The organism is Thiomonas intermedia (assembly GCF_002028405.1).
Classification (GTDB): domain Bacteria; phylum Pseudomonadota; class Gammaproteobacteria; order Burkholderiales; family Burkholderiaceae_C; genus Thiomonas; species Thiomonas intermedia.
Genome location: NZ_CP020046.1, coordinates 1,337,288 through 1,353,642, shown reverse-complemented (window position 1 = coordinate 1,353,642; position 16,355 = coordinate 1,337,288). Strand labels below are relative to the sequence as shown.

General features: G+C 63.2%; 19 protein-coding genes. 17 read left to right on the top strand and 2 right to left on the bottom strand.

The window, feature by feature from the left end:
* Nucleotides 1–3: 3 nt before the first annotated feature.
* The 5 genes from BVH73_RS06360 to waaF all read left to right on the top strand — a co-directional run bounded on the left by BVH73_RS06360 (nt 4) and on the right by waaF (nt 3,853).
* A complete protein-coding gene (locus BVH73_RS06360; protein ID WP_079417132.1) occupies nt 4–918 on the top strand; it encodes a 5'-nucleotidase in 915 nt (304 codons plus the stop codon).
* Nucleotides 919–1,016: 98 nt separating this feature from the next.
* Nucleotides 1,017–1,514: a thiol peroxidase gene (gene tpx, locus BVH73_RS06355; RefSeq protein WP_079417122.1), complete on the top strand. Its 498-nt coding sequence runs from the start codon at nt 1,017–1,019 to the stop codon at nt 1,512–1,514.
* A gap of 77 nt (nt 1,515–1,591) precedes the next feature.
* Nucleotides 1,592–2,527 carry a branched-chain amino acid transaminase gene (locus tag BVH73_RS06350; RefSeq protein ID WP_079417120.1) on the top strand — a complete coding sequence of 312 codons (936 nt, stop codon included), beginning with the start codon at nt 1,592–1,594 and terminating at the stop codon, nt 2,525–2,527.
* A gap of 35 nt (nt 2,528–2,562) precedes the next feature.
* Nucleotides 2,563–2,763: a zinc-finger domain-containing protein gene (locus BVH73_RS06345; RefSeq protein ID WP_079417118.1), complete on the top strand. Its 201-nt coding sequence runs from the start codon at nt 2,563–2,565 to the stop codon at nt 2,761–2,763.
* A 13-nt stretch (nt 2,764–2,776) separates the two neighbouring features.
* Entirely contained in the window at nt 2,777–3,853 is a 1,077-nt protein-coding gene (gene waaF / locus BVH73_RS06340) for a lipopolysaccharide heptosyltransferase II (protein WP_079417116.1), read from the top strand.
* Between the two features lie 24 nt (nt 3,854–3,877).
* Here the strand turns inward: waaF and BVH73_RS06335 are convergent, their stop codons facing one another.
* Nucleotides 3,878–4,267 carry a CopD family protein gene (locus tag BVH73_RS06335; protein WP_342746332.1) on the bottom strand — a complete coding sequence of 130 codons (390 nt, stop codon included), beginning with the start codon at nt 4,265–4,267 and terminating at the stop codon, nt 3,878–3,880.
* Nucleotides 4,268–4,711: 444 nt separating this feature from the next.
* Here BVH73_RS06335 and BVH73_RS06330 point away from each other — a divergent pair, with 444 nt between their 5' ends.
* The 10 genes from BVH73_RS06330 to BVH73_RS06285 all read left to right on the top strand — a co-directional run bounded on the left by BVH73_RS06330 (nt 4,712) and on the right by BVH73_RS06285 (nt 13,224).
* Nucleotides 4,712–5,107, top strand: coding sequence for an ATP synthase subunit I (locus tag BVH73_RS06330; protein ID WP_245800441.1), 396 nt, complete (start codon nt 4,712–4,714; stop codon nt 5,105–5,107).
* A 47-nt stretch (nt 5,108–5,154) separates the two neighbouring features.
* The gene (gene atpB, locus BVH73_RS06325) at nt 5,155–6,015 is read left to right on the top strand and encodes a F0F1 ATP synthase subunit A (protein WP_079417110.1); all 861 of its coding nucleotides are present in this window, start codon (nt 5,155–5,157) and stop codon (nt 6,013–6,015) included.
* 67 nt (nt 6,016–6,082) lie between these two features.
* Nucleotides 6,083–6,331, top strand: coding sequence for a F0F1 ATP synthase subunit C (gene atpE / locus BVH73_RS06320; RefSeq protein ID WP_013107156.1), 249 nt, complete (start codon nt 6,083–6,085; stop codon nt 6,329–6,331).
* A 56-nt stretch (nt 6,332–6,387) separates the two neighbouring features.
* Nucleotides 6,388–6,858: a F0F1 ATP synthase subunit B gene (locus BVH73_RS06315; protein WP_079417108.1), complete on the top strand. Its 471-nt coding sequence runs from the start codon at nt 6,388–6,390 to the stop codon at nt 6,856–6,858.
* Nucleotides 6,859–6,870: 12 nt separating this feature from the next.
* Nucleotides 6,871–7,410 carry a F0F1 ATP synthase subunit delta gene (locus tag BVH73_RS06310; protein ID WP_079417106.1) on the top strand — a complete coding sequence of 180 codons (540 nt, stop codon included), beginning with the start codon at nt 6,871–6,873 and terminating at the stop codon, nt 7,408–7,410.
* A 16-nt stretch (nt 7,411–7,426) separates the two neighbouring features.
* The gene (atpA, locus tag BVH73_RS06305; protein WP_079417104.1) at nt 7,427–8,968 is read left to right on the top strand and encodes a F0F1 ATP synthase subunit alpha; all 1,542 of its coding nucleotides are present in this window, start codon (nt 7,427–7,429) and stop codon (nt 8,966–8,968) included.
* A gap of 64 nt (nt 8,969–9,032) precedes the next feature.
* Nucleotides 9,033–9,911, top strand: coding sequence for a F0F1 ATP synthase subunit gamma (gene atpG / locus BVH73_RS06300; RefSeq protein WP_079417102.1), 879 nt, complete (start codon nt 9,033–9,035; stop codon nt 9,909–9,911).
* A 58-nt stretch (nt 9,912–9,969) separates the two neighbouring features.
* Nucleotides 9,970–11,385, top strand: coding sequence for a F0F1 ATP synthase subunit beta (gene atpD, locus BVH73_RS06295; protein WP_079417100.1), 1,416 nt, complete (start codon nt 9,970–9,972; stop codon nt 11,383–11,385).
* 94 nt (nt 11,386–11,479) lie between these two features.
* A complete protein-coding gene (locus BVH73_RS06290) occupies nt 11,480–11,914 on the top strand; it encodes a F0F1 ATP synthase subunit epsilon (protein WP_079417098.1) in 435 nt (144 codons plus the stop codon).
* 245 nt (nt 11,915–12,159) lie between these two features.
* Nucleotides 12,160–13,224 carry a septal ring lytic transglycosylase RlpA family protein gene (locus BVH73_RS06285; protein ID WP_245800440.1) on the top strand — a complete coding sequence of 355 codons (1,065 nt, stop codon included), beginning with the start codon at nt 12,160–12,162 and terminating at the stop codon, nt 13,222–13,224.
* A gap of 117 nt (nt 13,225–13,341) precedes the next feature.
* Here the strand turns inward: BVH73_RS06285 and BVH73_RS06280 are convergent, their stop codons facing one another.
* On the bottom strand, nt 13,342–13,719 hold the full coding sequence (locus BVH73_RS06280; RefSeq protein ID WP_079417094.1) for a PsiF family protein: 378 nt from the start codon (nt 13,717–13,719) through the stop codon (nt 13,342–13,344).
* 170 nt (nt 13,720–13,889) lie between these two features.
* On the opposite strand from BVH73_RS06280, the gene argS reads away from it, so the two are divergent.
* Together argS and BVH73_RS06270 are read left to right on the top strand one after the other, a co-directional pair.
* Complete coding sequence (gene argS, locus BVH73_RS06275; protein WP_079417092.1) at nt 13,890–15,644, top strand: arginine--tRNA ligase; 1,755 nt, start codon at nt 13,890–13,892, stop codon at nt 15,642–15,644.
* Between the two features lie 67 nt (nt 15,645–15,711).
* Nucleotides 15,712–16,338 carry an SPOR domain-containing protein gene (locus BVH73_RS06270; RefSeq protein WP_079417090.1) on the top strand — a complete coding sequence of 209 codons (627 nt, stop codon included), beginning with the start codon at nt 15,712–15,714 and terminating at the stop codon, nt 16,336–16,338.
* The last annotated feature ends 17 nt before the right edge of the window (nt 16,339–16,355 follow it).

The window sequence follows — 16,355 nt, the reverse complement described above, 5'->3', positions numbered from 1 at the left end:
CCCATGCCAGCCGATCTGAACGACCGTCTGGTCGTGGCGATTTCCTCCCGGGCCCTGTTCGATTTCGAGGAGGAGAACCGCGTCTTCGAGCAGGCCGACGATGCTGCCTACATGCAGCTGCAGCTCGACCGGCTGGAGCGTCCCGCATCTCCCGGCGTGGCGTTTCAGCTGGTGCTCAAACTGCTGGCGTTCAACACCAGCGACGCGCAGCGCGACCGGGTGGAAGTGGTGCTGCTGTCGCGCAACGATCCGGTGTCCGGGCTGCGGGTGTTCCATTCCGCCAAGCACCACGGCACGGCCATCGAGCGCGGCGTGTTCACCCGCGGGCGGGCGCCCTATCAATACCTTCAGGCGCTGCAGGCGAATCTGTTCCTGTCGGCCGATACGGACGATGTACGCGCCGCCTTGCACGCAGGCTATCCTGCAGCGCAGGTCTATCCCGACTCGGCCCGTGCGTCCGAGGCGCACCCTGAAGAAGTGCGCATTGCCTTCGACGGTGATGCGGTGCTGTTTTCCGACGAGGCCGAACGGGTGTTCCAGGCCGAGGGGCTGCCCGCGTTCCAGCAACACGAGGCCCGCAAGGCCGCTTTGCCACTGCCGCCCGGACCCTTCAAGCCCCTGCTCGAAGCCCTGCACCGCCTGCAGCGGGCCAGCGCCGATGGCTCCACACCCATGCGCCTGCGTACGGCCTTGGTTACGGCGCGCAGTGCCCCGGCGCACGAGCGCGCCGTCCGTACCCTGATGCACTGGAACATCGCCGTCGATGAAGCCATGTTTCTCGGTGGATTGGACAAAGGACCATTCCTGCGCGAATTCCAGCCCGACTTCTTCTTCGACGATCAGGCCGGTCATGTGCAATCCGCCGCGCGCCATGTGCCCTCGGGGCAGGTTCACGCCGAAGTCACGCGCAAGGATTGAGCCGACCCGTCAGGGCGGACGGTGCCTGAAAAAAAGTGGCCGCGCCTCTACCATGCAAGCCTTCGTCATCCGCTGACTACATCCCGAAGGAGACTCGCATGGCCACCACGCATCTGCATGGCAACCCCGTTCCCACCAGCGGCGAACTGCCTGCCAAAGGCAGCAAAGCCCCGGATTTCCGCCTGACCGACAAAGACCTGACCGATCGCACCCTGGCAGACTTCGCGGGCAAGCGCAAGGTGCTCAACATCTTCCCGTCCATCGACACCCCCACCTGTGCGCAGTCGGTGCGAGCCTTCAATGCGCGGGCCAGTGAAAAGGCCGATACCGTGGTGCTGTGCATTTCCGCTGACCTCCCGTTCGCCCAGGCCCGCTTCTGCGGCGCAGAAGGCCTGGACAAGGTGGTCAATCTTTCGGAAATGCGCGACCGCAGCTTTGCCCAGTCCTATGGCGTGGGCATCGCCGCGGGTCCGCTTGCCGGGCTTTGCGCCCGCGCGGTAGTGGTGCTCGACAAGGACAACACCGTGCTGCACACGGAGCTTGTGCACGAAATCGCCCACGAACCCAACTACGACGCGGCATTGACGGCGCTGTAAGGCAGCAGACTCCGCGCAGCGCACGTCTGCTGCGGAGTTTCTAGAATCACCCTTTTACCTCCCGGAGACAACACATCATGGTCATGCCTGCTTCCATGTCGGATCGCGACGGCAAAATCTGGATGGACGGTCAGCTCGTCGAATGGCGCGATGCCAAGATCCACGTGCTGACTCACACCCTGCACTACGGCTGCGGCGCCTTCGAGGGCGTGCGGGCTTACAAGACCGACAAGGGCACGGCCATCTTCCGTTTGCGCGATCACACCGAGCGTCTGTTCAATAGCGCCAAGATCTTGCGCATGGAGATTCCTTTCACCGTCGAGCAGGCCATGCAGGCGCAGATCGACGTGGTCAAGGCCAACGGCTTCGATTCCTGCTACATCCGTCCGCTGACCTGGATCGGCGACAAGAAGCTCGGCGTCTCGCCGCGGGGTAACACCATTCATCTGATGATCGCGGCGTGGCCGTGGGGCGCCTATCTCGGCGAAGACGGTCTCAAGCGCGGCATTCGCGTCAAGACCAGCAGCTACACCCGCCACCACGTGAACATCACCATGTGCAACGCTAAGGCGGTGAGCAATTACACCAATTCCATTCTGGCGAACATGGAAGTCACCAACGACGGCTACGACGAGGCGCTGCTGCTCGACCCGCAGGGCTTCGTGAGCGAGGGCGCGGGCGAGAACATCTTCGTCGTGCGCGACGGCGTGCTCTACACCCCGGACCTGTCTTCGGGCGCGCTCAACGGCATCACTCGCAAGACCGTATTCGCGATCTGCGAGGATCTGGGTCTGACCATCAAGGAAAAGCGCATCACGCGCGACGAGGTCTACATCGCCGACGAAGCCTTCTTCACCGGCACCGCGGCCGAGGTCACGCCCATTCGCGAGCTTGACGGCATCACCCTCGGCCCCGGGCATCGCGGCCCGATCACCGAGCGCATCCAGAATGCCTTCTTCGACATCGTCGGTGGACGCAATCCGAAGTACGCCAACTGGCTTTCGATGGTCTGACCACGACGTCCCCACCACTTGACTGAGGTTTGCACATGAGCGCCATTCCCAAGCCCGACATGCCCGTGGTCGAACTCAAGGCCAAGGATCTTCCGGCCCATTGTCCCAATCCGAACATGCCGATCTGGAGCAGCCATCCGCGGGTGTTCATCGACATCACGCACGGCGAAGCGGCCTGCCCCTACTGCGGCACCCGCTACCGGCTGGCGGAAGGCGAAGTGGTGCGCGGCCATTGAGCGCGCATACGGCATGACCCGTGTGCTGCTGATCGCGCCCCAGTGGATCGGCGACGCGGTCATGGCCCAGCCTTTGGTGGCCTTGCTGGCCAGAGGCGGCGCGACCATCACGGCGCTGGGGCTGCCCAGCGTGGCGCCGGTGCTTCGGGCCATGCCGAGCGTGGACGAGGTCATTGAGGCGCCCTTTGCGCATGGCCGACTCGATTTCAATCTTCGTCGACAGCTTGCTGCGCAACTGCGAGGCCGAGGTTTCGAGCGTGCCTACGTGCTCGGCAACAACATCAAGTCGCGCCTGGTGCCGTGGCTGGCGCGTATTCCCCGGCGCATCGGATACCTCGGCGAGGCGCGCGGCGTATTGCTGACGGACCGTGTCGATATCACCGATCAGCGAGCCATCAAGGCAGCCGAACCCATGGCGCTTTCGCCTGTGTCCTGCCGCATGCCGCAGCCCGCGCAGGCATTGCGGGCGGACATGCGAGAGCATTACGCTGCATTGGCTCAGATCTCCGCAGCGCAGGTGTTGCCCGAGCCAGTGCTGTCCATAGCGTCTCAGCAGGCTGAGGCAGCGCGCCAGCGGTTTGGGTTGCCGCAACGCTGGATCGCCCTCTGCCCGGGCGCCGAGTATGGTCCGGCCAAACAATGGCCGGTTGACCATTACGCCGCACTGGCAGGACGGGCGCAGCAGGGGGGCTATGGCGTTGCAATACTCGGAGCATCGCGCGACGGCGCCATCGGCGCGCAGATTGCTGCGGGCGCGGCAGGCAGCGTGAACCTTTGTGGCGCAACACGCCTGGAAGAGGCCATCGCCCTGTTGGCCGATTGCAGTGGCGCGGTAAGCAATGATTCCGGCCTGATGCACGTTGCGGCGGCCTTGGGGCGGCCGACCCTCGGGCTGTATGGCTCGACCGATCCGCGGCATACGCCGCCAGCGGCCCATCGCAGCGCTGCCTTGTGGCTGCATCTCGACTGCAGCCCGTGCTTTCAGCGCACTTGCCCGCTCGGGCATCTCCATTGCCTGCGCCAAATCACCCCGGATGCGGCGTGGGATGAGCTGAGCCGACTGATGGCGGCACCGTCCTTCACCGACTGAGGGTCGCCCGGTCCCGGTTGGGCGTCAGCGCCAGAACAGTGCCGCCGCAATGGCGAGCCAGCCCAGCGTGAAATTGAGAATCACCAAGGGGTGAATCTGCTCCAGTCCCCGCGCCGTGGCGGGCCAGTCCTGCACGGCTGCCGCTCGTCTGGCGCGTCGGTAAGGCGCGAAAAACAGGTGCGCAAAAACCAGCATCATCACCAGCCCGATGCCGAACATCGCGTGCCAGCCGATGGGCGCCTGTGCAAAGCCCACCTGAAGCATGATGATCAAGCCGGTGACCAGGATCACGCCGATGCTGAGCCAGACGAGAGGAAAAAATCGCTCCAGGGTTGCCAGGATGAACTGGGGGCGCGTCGGTGCCTGCAGCGTGGCCAAGGCCGCGGGCCGCATAGCGAAAAGAATGAACGCCATGCCCCCCATCCAGATGAAGGCGGCGACAAGATGTAAGAAAACCAGAAAGACAATCATGGGAGTGCGAGGGTTGCGGCCCGACGCCGGGAATGCACGAAATGCGGCCCCCGTGCATTCGCGTGCCAGGAGGAAGGACGGAACGTTGACCCGACACAATCTTAGGTGCTCCGGCACGAAAAAAGCTGGTGCAGTATCGACTTTCCCCTATACTTTCGCCGTTTGACCTGTAAGCCAATTGTTACCCGCCGCAACAACCCGCAGGGGTTTGAGGCAAGGCGAGGCAAGGCCTACGAGGCTGCCGACCCCCGGGCATAGTCCCACCCCCACTTTGTTGATCCGAGTGTTTTCGCTTTGAACCAAACCGTGCCATCCACCGATCCCTGGAAAGACGAGCAAGAAACGCCGTCCGCTCCGCCGCTCACACGCGCAGAGGTGCAGGGTCTGTTGCTGCGCAAGCCGCAGGTTTCCGTGTGGCGCGTCGTGGCGCTGCAGGCTGTGGTGGGTGTGGTTGTGGCGCTGGGGGCCTGGTTCGTCTCTTCGGGTCGGGGCTCGGTGGTGTTGTCGGCGCTGTACGGTGCGGCCATCATCGCGGTGCCCTCGGCGCTGTTTGCGCTGTCCATTCAGTTCTGGCTGTCCAAATTGAAGCCTGGCGTGGCCGTTTACGGTTTTGCGTTGGGTGAGTTGTTGAAAATCGGTTTGACCATTGTGCTTCTGTTTTTTGCGCCTCGCATTGTCCAGCCGCTGAGTTGGGCGGCGATGCTGATCGCAGTCGTTGTGACCTTGCAGGTGTACTGGGTCGCCTTGCTTCTGCGTGGCAAAAAAACGAGTTGCGCCGCCTGATCCATTCAAGTCGCGTCGCGCAAGCGACCCTCCTTCATTAGTCGACCATGTCCGCAGACCAACACACCATCACCGCAGGCGAGTACATCGTTCACCACCTGACGCATTGGACCAGCGGTCCGCGTGCCGGGGTGATTGACTTCGGTATCGTCGATATCGACTCCATCATTTTCTCCGTGCTTCTGGGGGTGATTGCCTGCTACGTGTTGTGGCGCGTCGCCAAGAATATGACCACCGGTCGGCCCGGGCGCATGCAGGCCGCGGTGGAATTCCTGGTTGAGTTCGTCGACGAACAGGCTCGCGGCATCGTGCGCAATGCCAAGTCCCGTGAGTTCGTGGCCCCGCTGGCCTTCATCTCGTTTGTCTGGATCGTGATGATGAACCTCATGGATCTGCTCCCGGTGGACCTGCTGCCGCGCCTCTGGCAAACGGCCGGAGCTGCCGCCGGGCACGACCCCGAACACATGTATATGCGCGTCGTACCCACGGCCGACTTGTCGGTCGCCCTGGGGATGTCGATCACCATTCTGTTGTTGAGCCTTTATTACGGCATCAAGATCAAGGGCATTGGCGGCTGGGTGCATGAGCTCTTCACCGCGCCGTTCGGCAATCATTTTCTGCTCTGGCCGCTGAACTTCGCCATGCAGGTGCTGGAGTACCTGGCCAAGACGCTGTCGCACGGCATGCGGTTGTTCGGCAACCTTTACGCCGAAGAAATTCTGTTCATGATCATCGCCCTGATGGGTGCGGCTGGCTTGAGCAGTCTGACGGGTTGGGCCTTGTTTGTCGGTAATATCGCCGCCGGCCTGGCCTGGTCGATCTTCAGTTTGCTGGTCATCGTGCTGCAGGGCTTCATTTTCATGATGCTGACCCTGGTGTATATCGGCCAGGCGCATGATCATCACTAATCCTTTTGGATCGCTTTCGTTTCTTTTCTCTTTACCTCTTTAACTCTTCAACTCACTAGGAGCAAGCATGGAACACGTTCTCGGATATGTCGCACTGGCCGCTGGTCTGATCATTGGTCTGGGTGCCAATGGCGCCTGTATCGGCATCGGCATCATGGGTAGCAAATACCTCGAGTCCGCCGCACGTCAGCCCGAGCTGATGAACGAACTGCAAACCAAGATGTTCCTGCTGGCCGGTCTGATCGACGCGGCCTTCCTGATCGGTGTCGGTCTGGCCATGATGTTCACCTTCGCCAACCCGTTCGTGCTGAAGTAATCCACGCTTGATTCCAGCAACGATCTGTTCACCCATCTGAAGCAAAGGTTAGCGCCATGCATCTGGACGCAACACTCATTGCGCAGATCATCGTTTTCTTGCTGTTGGCGTGGTTCACGAAGAAATTCGTGTGGCCACCCATCACCAAGGCCCTCGATGAGCGCGCAACAAAAATCGCCGACGGCCTGGCAGCCGCCGATCGTGCCAAGACCGAACTCGCTTCGGCCAACCGCAAGGTCGAGGAAGAGCTGGCTCGCTCGCATCACGAGAGCGCCGGTCGACTTGCCGACGCCGAGCGCCGTGCGCAAGCCGTGATCGAGGAGGCCCGCAAGAAGGCCGAGGAGGTCGCTGCGAACATCGTGGCGCAGGCCAAATCGGAGGCTGATCAGCAGGCTGTCAAGGCTCGCGAGCAGTTGCGCGACCAGGTGGCGGCACTGGCGGTCAAGGGTGCCGAAGCCATTCTGCATCGCGAGATCAATCCGCAGGTGCATGCCGATCTGCTGAACCGGCTCAAGGCCGAGCTGTAATCGGAGCGCGCCATGGCAGAACTCGCCACCATTGCCCGGCCCTACGCCGAAGCTGCTTTCGCCGCAGTACGAGACTCCGGTCTTCCCGCCGCCCAGGCCGCCGACACGCTGGATCAGATTGCGCAGATTGCCGCAGACCCTGCCCTGCGCGACGTGATCGGTAGCCCCAAGGTCTCGGCGCGCCAGTTGGCCGATCTGGTCCTGGGTGCCTTGCCCGGCTCCGTGCCCCCAGCGCTGAAAAACCTGGTCGAGATGCTGGCCGAGAACCAGCGTTTCGCGGCGTCCGGCCAGATCGCGGAGCAGTTCCGTGCGCTGAAGGACGAAGCCGAAGGGAAGGTCGAGGCTGTGGTATCCAGCGCGTTTCCGCTGGAGGGCGAGGCGCTCGATGGCCTGCTCCGGGCGCTCGAGCGCAAATATGGCCGCAAGCTGCACGCCACCGTGGAAATCGATCCGTCGCTCATCGGGGGAGTGCGTGTCGCCGTTGGCGACGAAGTGCTCGACACCTCGGTCCGCGCCCGGCTGGAGCAGATGAAAGTCGCTCTCACCGCTTAAAGTTTTAGAGGCTCCCATGCAACTCAATCCCGCAGAAATTTCCGAACTCATCAAGAGCCGCATCGAAGGTCTGGGCGCCAGCGCCAATATCCGCAACGAGGGCACGGTCGTGTCCCTGACCGACGGTATTGCGCGGGTGCATGGGCTGTCCGACGTGATGCAGGGCGAAATGCTCGAATTCCCGAACAACACCTTTGGCCTGGCACTCAACCTTGAGCGCGATTCGGTCGGTGTGGTGATTCTGGGCCCCTACGAGCACATCTCCGAAGGCGACACCGTCAAGTGCACCGGTGAGATTCTTTCCGTGCCCGTCGGCCCCGAGCTGATCGGCCGTGTGGTCAACACGCTGGGTGTGCCCATCGATGGCAAGGGCCCGGTGGAAACCAAGCAACTCGATCCGATCGAAAAGATCGCCCCAGGCGTGATCTGGCGCCAATCCGTGTCGCAACCGGTGCAGACCGGTATCAAGGCGATCGACGCCATGGTGCCCGTCGGCCGTGGCCAGCGTGAGTTGATCATTGGCGACCGCCAGACCGGCAAGACCGCCGTGGCCGTCGACTCGATCATCAGCCAGAAGGGCAAGGACCTGATCTGTATCTACGTGGCGATCGGCCAGAAGGCTTCGACCATCGCCAACGTGGTGCGCAAGCTGCAGGAGTTCGGTGCGATGGAATACACCATCGTTGTCGCTGCCTCCGCGTCGGATTCCGCCGCCATGCAGTATCTGGCGCCTTATGCCGGTTGCACCATGGGCGAGTACTTCCGCGACCGCGGCCAGGACGCGCTGGTGATCTATGACGATCTGACCAAGCAGGCTTGGGCGTATCGCCAGATCTCGCTGCTGCTGCGCCGTCCCCCGGGCCGTGAAGCCTATCCTGGCGACGTGTTCTACCTGCACAGCCGTCTGCTCGAGCGCGCCGCCCGTGTCAGCGCCGAATATGTCGAGAAGTTCACCAACGGCGCTGTGACGGGCAAGACCGGCTCGCTGACCGCGCTGCCCATCATCGAAACGCAGGCGGGCGACGTGTCTGCCTTCGTGCCGACCAATGTGATCTCGATTACCGACGGCCAGATCTTCCTCGAAACCGATCTGTTCAACGCCGGTGTGCGTCCTGCGATCAACGCGGGCGTGTCGGTGTCGCGGGTGGGTGGTGCGGCACAGACCAAGATCATCAAGAAGCTCTCCGGCGGCATTCGCACCGACCTGGCCCAGTACCGTGAACTGGCAGCGTTCGCGCAGTTCGCCTCCGATCTGGACGAAGCGACCCGCAAGCAGCTCGAACGCGGTCGTCGCGTGGTCGAACTGCTGAAGCAGCCCCAGTATCAGCCGGCCCAGGTCTGGCAGATGGCGGCTTCGCTCTACGCAGTGAACAACGGCTATCTCGACGATCTCGAAGTCAAGCAGGTGCTGCCTTTCGAGAAAGGGCTGCACGATCATCTGCAGACCAAGCATGCTGCCCTGGTGCAAAGCATCGAATCGGCCAAGGATCTTTCCAAGGACGACGAAGCCAAGCTCAAGGACGCGATCGCCGAGTTCAAGAAGAACGGTGCGTACTAATTCATTCCATGATGGACAGGACCGGAAGGCCCGCGGCCTGCCGGTCTGACCGAGGAGTAAATCAATGGCTGGAATGAAAGAAATTCGCGTCAAGATCAAGAGTGTGCAGAACACACGCAAGATCACCAAGGCGATGGAAATGGTGGCCGCATCCAAGATGCGCAAGGCCCAGGAGCGCATGCGCGCGGCACGCCCCTATGGCGATACCGTGCGCGTCATTGCGGGCCATCTGCGTCAGGCCAACCCTGAGTACACCCATCCTTTTCTGATCAAGCGCGAGCCGATCAAGCGCGTCGGCCTGATTCTCGTGACGACCGACAAAGGGCTTTGCGGCGGGTTGAACACCAACATCATCCGCATGGCGCTGGGCAAGATCAAGGAATGGCAGGCCGAAGGAGTGCAGATCGAATGCTGCGCCATCGGCAACAAGGGCATGCAAATTCTGCAGCGCCTGGGCATGAACATCACCTCGCAAGTGGTGCAGCTCGGAGACAAACCTCACCTCGAGAAGCTCATCGGGCCTGTCAAGGTCATGTTGGACGCCTACCAGGAAGGCAAGCTCGATGCGGTGTATCTGGCCTTCAGCCGCTTCGTCAATACCATGAAGCAGGCGCCGGAGATCGAGCCCCTGGTGCCGCTGCCAGCTCACGCCCTGGACGCCAAGGCCGGTGATGCCAAGACCCACAGCTGGGACTACATCTACGAGCCCGACGCCAAACCTGTGATCGATGCGCTGCTCGTGCGCTACATCGAGGCACTGATCTACCAAGCCGTGGCTGAAAACATGGCTTGCGAACAATCGGCGCGGATGGTGGCGATGAAGTCGGCTTCCGACAACGCCAAGAGCGTGATCGGTGAGTTGCAGCTCGTCTACAACAAGAGCCGACAGGCGGCCATTACCAAAGAACTTTCGGAAATCGTGAGCGGAGCCGCCGCGGTCTGATGAGGTCAAGTTCTGACCCTCTACCCGGCCAACCGAATTCAAACCATTGGAGAGCAATATGACGACGGCTCAAGCGCAAGGCAAAATCGTTCAGTGCATCGGCGCTGTGATCGATATCGAGTTCCCCCGCGACGCCATTCCCAAGGTGTATGACGCCCTGGTTCTGGCCGACAACAACGACAGCAGTCTGGCCGAAAATGGCCTGACCTTCGAGGTGCAGCAGCAGATTGGTGACGGTGTGGTTCGTACCATCGCCATGGGTTCGGGCGACGGCCTGCGCCGCGGCATGCGGGTCAACAACACCGGCCATTCCATCCAGGTCCCGGTCGGTCCCGCCGTGCTGGGCCGCATCATGGACGTGCTGGGACGCCCCATTGACGAAGCCGGTCCGATCGCCACCGACGAGCGCCGCTCGATTCACCAGGCTGCGCCCAAGTTCGACGATCTGTCCCCCTCGGTCGACCTGCTCGAGACAGGCATCAAGGTGATCGATCTGGTCTGCCCGTTCGCCAAGGGCGGCAAGGTCGGCCTGTTCGGCGGCGCCGGTGTGGGCAAGACCGTGAACATGATGGAGCTCATCAACAACATCGCCAAGCAGCACAGCGGTCTGTCGGTGTTCGCCGGCGTGGGTGAGCGCACCCGCGAAGGCAACGACTTCTATCACGAAATGAAGGACTCCAACGTCCTCGACAAGGTGGGCATGGTGTTCGGTCAGATGAACGAACCCCCGGGCAACCGCCTGCGCGTGGCGCTGACCGGCCTGACCATGGCCGAGCGTTTCCGCGACGAAGGCCGCGACATCCTGTTCTTCGTGGACAACATCTACCGTTACACCCTGGCCGGTACCGAAGTATCCGCGCTGCTGGGGCGTATGCCGTCTGCCGTGGGCTATCAGCCGACGCTGGCCGATGAAATGGGCAAGCTGCAGGAGCGCATCACCTCCACCAAGACCGGCTCCATCACCTCGATCCAGGCCGTGTACGTACCGGCGGACGACTTGACCGACCCGTCGCCCGCGACCACCTTCAACCACCTGGACGCGACCGTGGTGCTGAGCCGCGACATCGCCTCGCTGGGCATCTACCCGGCCGTAGACCCGCTGGATTCCACCAGCCGCCAGATCGACCCCAACGTCATCGGCGAAGAGCACTACTCCACCACGCGAGCGGTGCAGGGCATTCTGCAGCGCTACAAGGAACTGCGCGACATCATCGCCATTCTCGGCATGGACGAACTGTCGCCGGAGGACAAACTGGCCGTGGCCCGTGCCCGCAAGATCCAGCGCTTCCTGTCGCAGCCCTTCCATGTGGCCGAAGTGTTCACCGGTTCGCCGGGCAAGTATGTGCCGCTGAAGGAAACCATCCGTGGTTTCAAGATGATCGTGGGCGGCGAGTGCGATGCCCTGCCCGAACAGGCGTTCTACATGGTCGGCACCATCGACGAAGCCTTCGAAAAGGCCAAGAAGCTCAACTAAGCCAGCGAGCTTGAAGCGATCCAATCCGGCTGACGATCTTTACACAAGACCGCCGGCCGGAGCCTGAAAACGCATCACGTTCCGGATTGAAGCCATGAACACCATCCATGTCGACGTCGTCAGTGCCGAGGAGTCCATCTTCTCCGGCGAGGCGCGTTTTGTCGCCCTACCGGGCGAATCGGGTGAACTGGGCATTCTGCCCGGCCACACCCCGTTGATCACCCGCATCAAGCCCGGCTCGGTGCGCATCGAATTGGCAGAGGCCAACGCCACCGGCAGCAAGGAAGAGTTTGTTTTCGTTGCGGGCGGCATTCTCGAAGTGCAGCCCAAGCGCGTCACCGTGCTGGCCGACACGGCCATTCGCGGCAAGGACCTCGACGAGGCCAAGGCCAACGAAGCGCTGAAGGCCGCGCAGGAAGCACGAGCCCATGCCAAGGAGGCGCAGGATGTTGCGGTGGTCGAGGGCGAACTCGCCATGCTGGCGGCGCAGCTCGCGGCCATTCGTCGATTGCGTGGGCGCTCGCACTGAGCCCATCGCTTCGTCGTTTCAAAACAGCCCGCCGTTGCGGGCTGTTTTGTTTGCAGGACGCACGCCGCTAGCATGCGGCTACGGTATCCCAGCGGAGTATGCGGATGAGCAAATGGCAGGATGCGTGCGAAAAACGCATGGGCTCACTTGTGGCAGGACCAGGACAGCGTCGCCTCGCCCTGGGGCTCACAGTTCTGTCGGGCATGGTCCTCGGGGGATGTGCCAGCGCGCCACCGCGCGCGAGTTTGAGCGGGGCGCCGGTGAACGCGCAGGCGGGCTGCCACGCACCCACGCCCAATTTGCGAGCGGCGTACAACCGAACCTATACCGTTCGGGGCCGCAGCTACACGCCCCTGCGCAACGCCGACGGCTATGACGAGGTCGGTACGGCGTCCTGGTATGGCTGGGAGTCGGGCACGACCACGTCGATGGGCACCCGCTTCAATCCACGGGATTTTTCCGCGGCGAGCCGTGTTCTGCCGCTGCCAACCTGCGTTCAGGTGACGAATCTGGACAATGGCCTGAGCGCGCTGGTTCTGGTCAACGATCGCGGCCCCTTCGTCAGTGGCCGCTTGCTGGATCTGTCGATGGGGGCGGCTCAGGCGCTGGGTGTCACCCGGACGGGTACGGCACGCGTGCGTATCGTGGCACTGCCCGAGGGAGCGAACGCACCGCTGCAGTATGCCCAGGCCCCTGCGGCGGCATCGCCGCCGCAAGACCATCCTGTCATGACCCCCTCACAGGCGGACATGTCTTCGCGGGCATCGACCGCGGCGGCGCCGCAGCAGTTTGCGACGCAACCCGTGACACCATCAATCCCCGCAGCATCCTCCTCCATGGGGGTCCCCGAGTCGCCTCAGGACGCCCCTCCCGCGCCGATCGAGGAGCAGGTGCTGCCGCCCATGGCGTCCTCGTCCGCCCCTGCCGCATCGGTCAGCCGGGCCGCGGCGCCCCCCGGCCCGGCGAGCAGCCAGGAGACGATGCCGCAACCTGCGCTTTCCTTGCTGGGGGCCTCATCGCCAGCAGGCGCCACGCCCGCCTCGGCCCCCCCTCCTGCTGGGGCGGCACCGCCAGCCCAGCAGAACTATGTGCAGACCGGCGCCTTCACGTTGCAAGCCAACGCCGAGGCCGAACAGGCGCGGCTGCAGGCGGCAGGGATCGCAGACGTGATCGTGGTGCCTGGCTATATCCGTGGACAAACCTTCTATCGTGTCCAGGTCGGCCCTCTGCCCGCCGCGATGCCCGATGCCACGCTCGTGCAGCAATTGCGTGGCCTGGGCCTGAATGGCTATTCGGTGGTGCAGCAGTAACCTGGTTCGATGCGTGCCTGCTGCGTGCGGGAAAGAAAAACGCACCCGAGGGTGCGTTCAGTGCGGCCGCCGAAGCGCTGCATGGCGGCCAGCCCGTCAGGGCAAAGACGCTACGGATTATTTCTTGCGCAGGCAATCGCTCATGAACTTCTTGCGCTCTTCGCCCTTCAGACCCTTGGTCTTGGCGTCCTTGCTGCAGAACGACATCTTTTCCTGCTGCGGGGTCAGTTTCTTGCCCTCGGCCATGGCTTTGTGTTCTGCCTTTTTCTCGGGCTTGGCGGCTTCCTTGGCGGCAGGTTTGGCGGCTTCGGTGGCGGCGGGCTTGGCCGCCAGGCATTCCTTCATGAAGGTTTTGCGAGCATCACCCGTCTTGCCGGTCGCTTCCTTGTTGCACTGAGCCATGCGGCTTTGCTGCGGCGTGGTCTGCGCTTGCGACAGTACGGGCAGTGCCAGCATGCCCAGGGCCAGACCCAGTGTGGCGATCAGTTTTTTCATCATTCCTCCAAGTTGTGTTGTGACCGGATGCCGGTCGGGGGGAACCGCACGATCTGCCGTAGCAAGCCAGCTTGCAGTCGGCAAACCATTACACCATAGGGTCGTGGAGGCGCGAAGCAGGGCAACTGCCTCCTAAAATGCCGACTTTGCGTCTTCACAACATTCCCATAATGATCGAATTCACAGCGCGGTTGACCTCGGCCCTTCATCGCGCGGCCTGCATCTTGCAGCCCGAGTTTTCAGGCTCCATCGAATTGAGCCGTCCCCGCAGCGACGACCATGGCGAACTGGCGAGCAATCTGGCCATGCAGCTTGCCAAGCCCTTGAAGCGCAACCCGCGCGAGGTGGCTCAGCAGATCGCGGATGGGCTGGCCTCGGAGGCTGACCTGGCCGCCGGTGTGGCGCGCATCGAGATAGCGGGTCCCGGGTTCATCAATTTCCACCTTCAGGCGGCTGTGCTGCAGCAGGTCATTGCCGAGGTCGAACGAGGCGCCACGACATTCGGCCACTCGCAGGCGGGCGGCTCGCGGCCGATGTTGGTGGAGTTTGTCTCGGCCAATCCGACCGGGCCTCTGCATGTGGGGCACGGACGTCAGGGCGCCTTGGGCGATGCCATCGCCGCCGTGCTGTCCACCCAGGGCTGGGCGGTGCAGCGCGAGTTTTATTACAACGACGCCGGGGTGCAGATTCAGACCCTGGCGCTTTCGGTGCAGGCCCGGGCGCGGGGGTACAAGCCCGGCGATGCCGAATGGCCCGAGTCGGCCTACAACGGCGATTACATCGCCGAAATCGCGGAGGATTTTCTCGGTCGCCAGTCGGTGCCGGACGACGAAGGACGCCCGATCACCGCCAGCGGCGAGGTAGGCGACCTGGACAACCTGCGCCGCTTCGCCGTGGCCTATCTGCGCCGCGAGCAAGATCTCGATCTCAAGACCTTCGGCATCCGGTTCGACTGCTATTACCTCGAATCCAGCCTCTACACCGACGGCCGTGTGGAAGACGTGAAGCGCCGCCTCCAGGCTTCGGGGCATACGTTCGAACAAGACGGCGCGTTATGGCTGCGCACCACCGATTTCGGCGACGATAAAGACCGGGTGATGCGCAAGTCCGACGGCAACTACACCTATTTCGTGCCCGACGTGGCCTATCACCTCGCCAAGTGGGAGCGCGGCTTTCACCGCGCGGTGAATATCCAGGGCTCGGACCATCATGGCACCATTGCCCGGGTACGCGCCGGACTGCAGGCGCTCGATCTGGGCATTCCTTCGGGCTATCCCGACTATGTGCTGCACAAGATGGTCACCGTCATGCGCGGGGGGCAGGAGGTAAAAATTTCCAAACGCGCCGGCAGTTATGTGACCGTGCGCGATTTGATCGAATGGTCGGGCGGTGCGCGCGAGGACATGACCACGGACGAGCGCAGCCAGGCGCTGCAGCGGGGCCGCGATGCGGTGCGCTTCTTCCTTGTTTCGCGCAAGGCCGACACCGAATTCGTGTTCGACGTCGATCTCGCCCTGGCGCAAAACGACGAAAACCCGGTTTACTACGTGCAATACGCCCATGCCCGGGTGAACTCGGTCTTCGAGCAATGGACGGCCCGCGCGCCCTTGGACGCTGCGCAGCCCGCGCTGCTGGACCAAGCCGACCTCGCCCTGCTCACCGCACCACGCGAACGCGCCTTGCAACTCACGCTCGCGCGCTATCCCCAGGTCTTGGCCGCGGCGGGCCAGGAACTGGCGCCGCACCATGTCGCCTTCTATTTGCGCGACCTTGCGGCCGACTTCCATGCCTTTTACAACGCCGAGCGGGTGCTGGTCGATGAGCTGCCCTTGCGGCATGCGCGCCTGCGGCTGCTGCGCGCCGTGCGCCAGGTGATGCACAATGCGCTGGGTGTGCTGGGCGTGAGCGCGCCGCTGCGTATGTGAGTGTCCCTCTCGAGCGCACACCCGAGCGCCCGCCAGATTCCACCCTCAACGTTTCATCCAGCTCTCCATGCCCACACCCACTTCATTTCGCCGCCAATACGGGGGCACCGTGATCGGCCTGATCGCCGGTCTGGTCATCGGCCTGGCCATTGCACTGGGCGTCGCCCTCTACATCACCAAGGCCCCGCTGCCCTTCATGAACCGGTTCCAGGAGCGGCCTTCCAGCGCTGCCTCGGGGGCTGGCAACTGGAATCCCAATCAGGGTTTGAGCGGGGCGACACAGTCGCCGCCGGCAGGCAGCGGCTCCATGCCCGTGACCGTGGCAAGCAAGCCGCTCTCGCCTCAGGCGCTCGCCAAGCTCGGGCAGCCGGGTGCCGGGGCTTCCCAGCCCGAGGCGGCTCCTGCGGCCGGCGGCACCCCCGCGCCGACAACCGCGGCCAAGCCTGCCGCACAGGGCCCCGTGCAGTATGTGCTTCAGGTCGGGGCCTACAGCACGCGCGACGACGCCGAGCGCCAGCGCGCCAAGGTCGCCCTGATCGGGCAAGAGGCTCATGTGGATGAGCGCGTTGTCAACGGCCGGACCTTGTATCGCGTTCGGGTAGGGCCGTTCACCTCGGTGCAACAAGCCGAGCAGACGCAGAAACTTCTGGGCGACAACGGCGTTCAAACCGCGCTGGTTCGCACCAGTTCATAAAACGACTCTCTGACTCC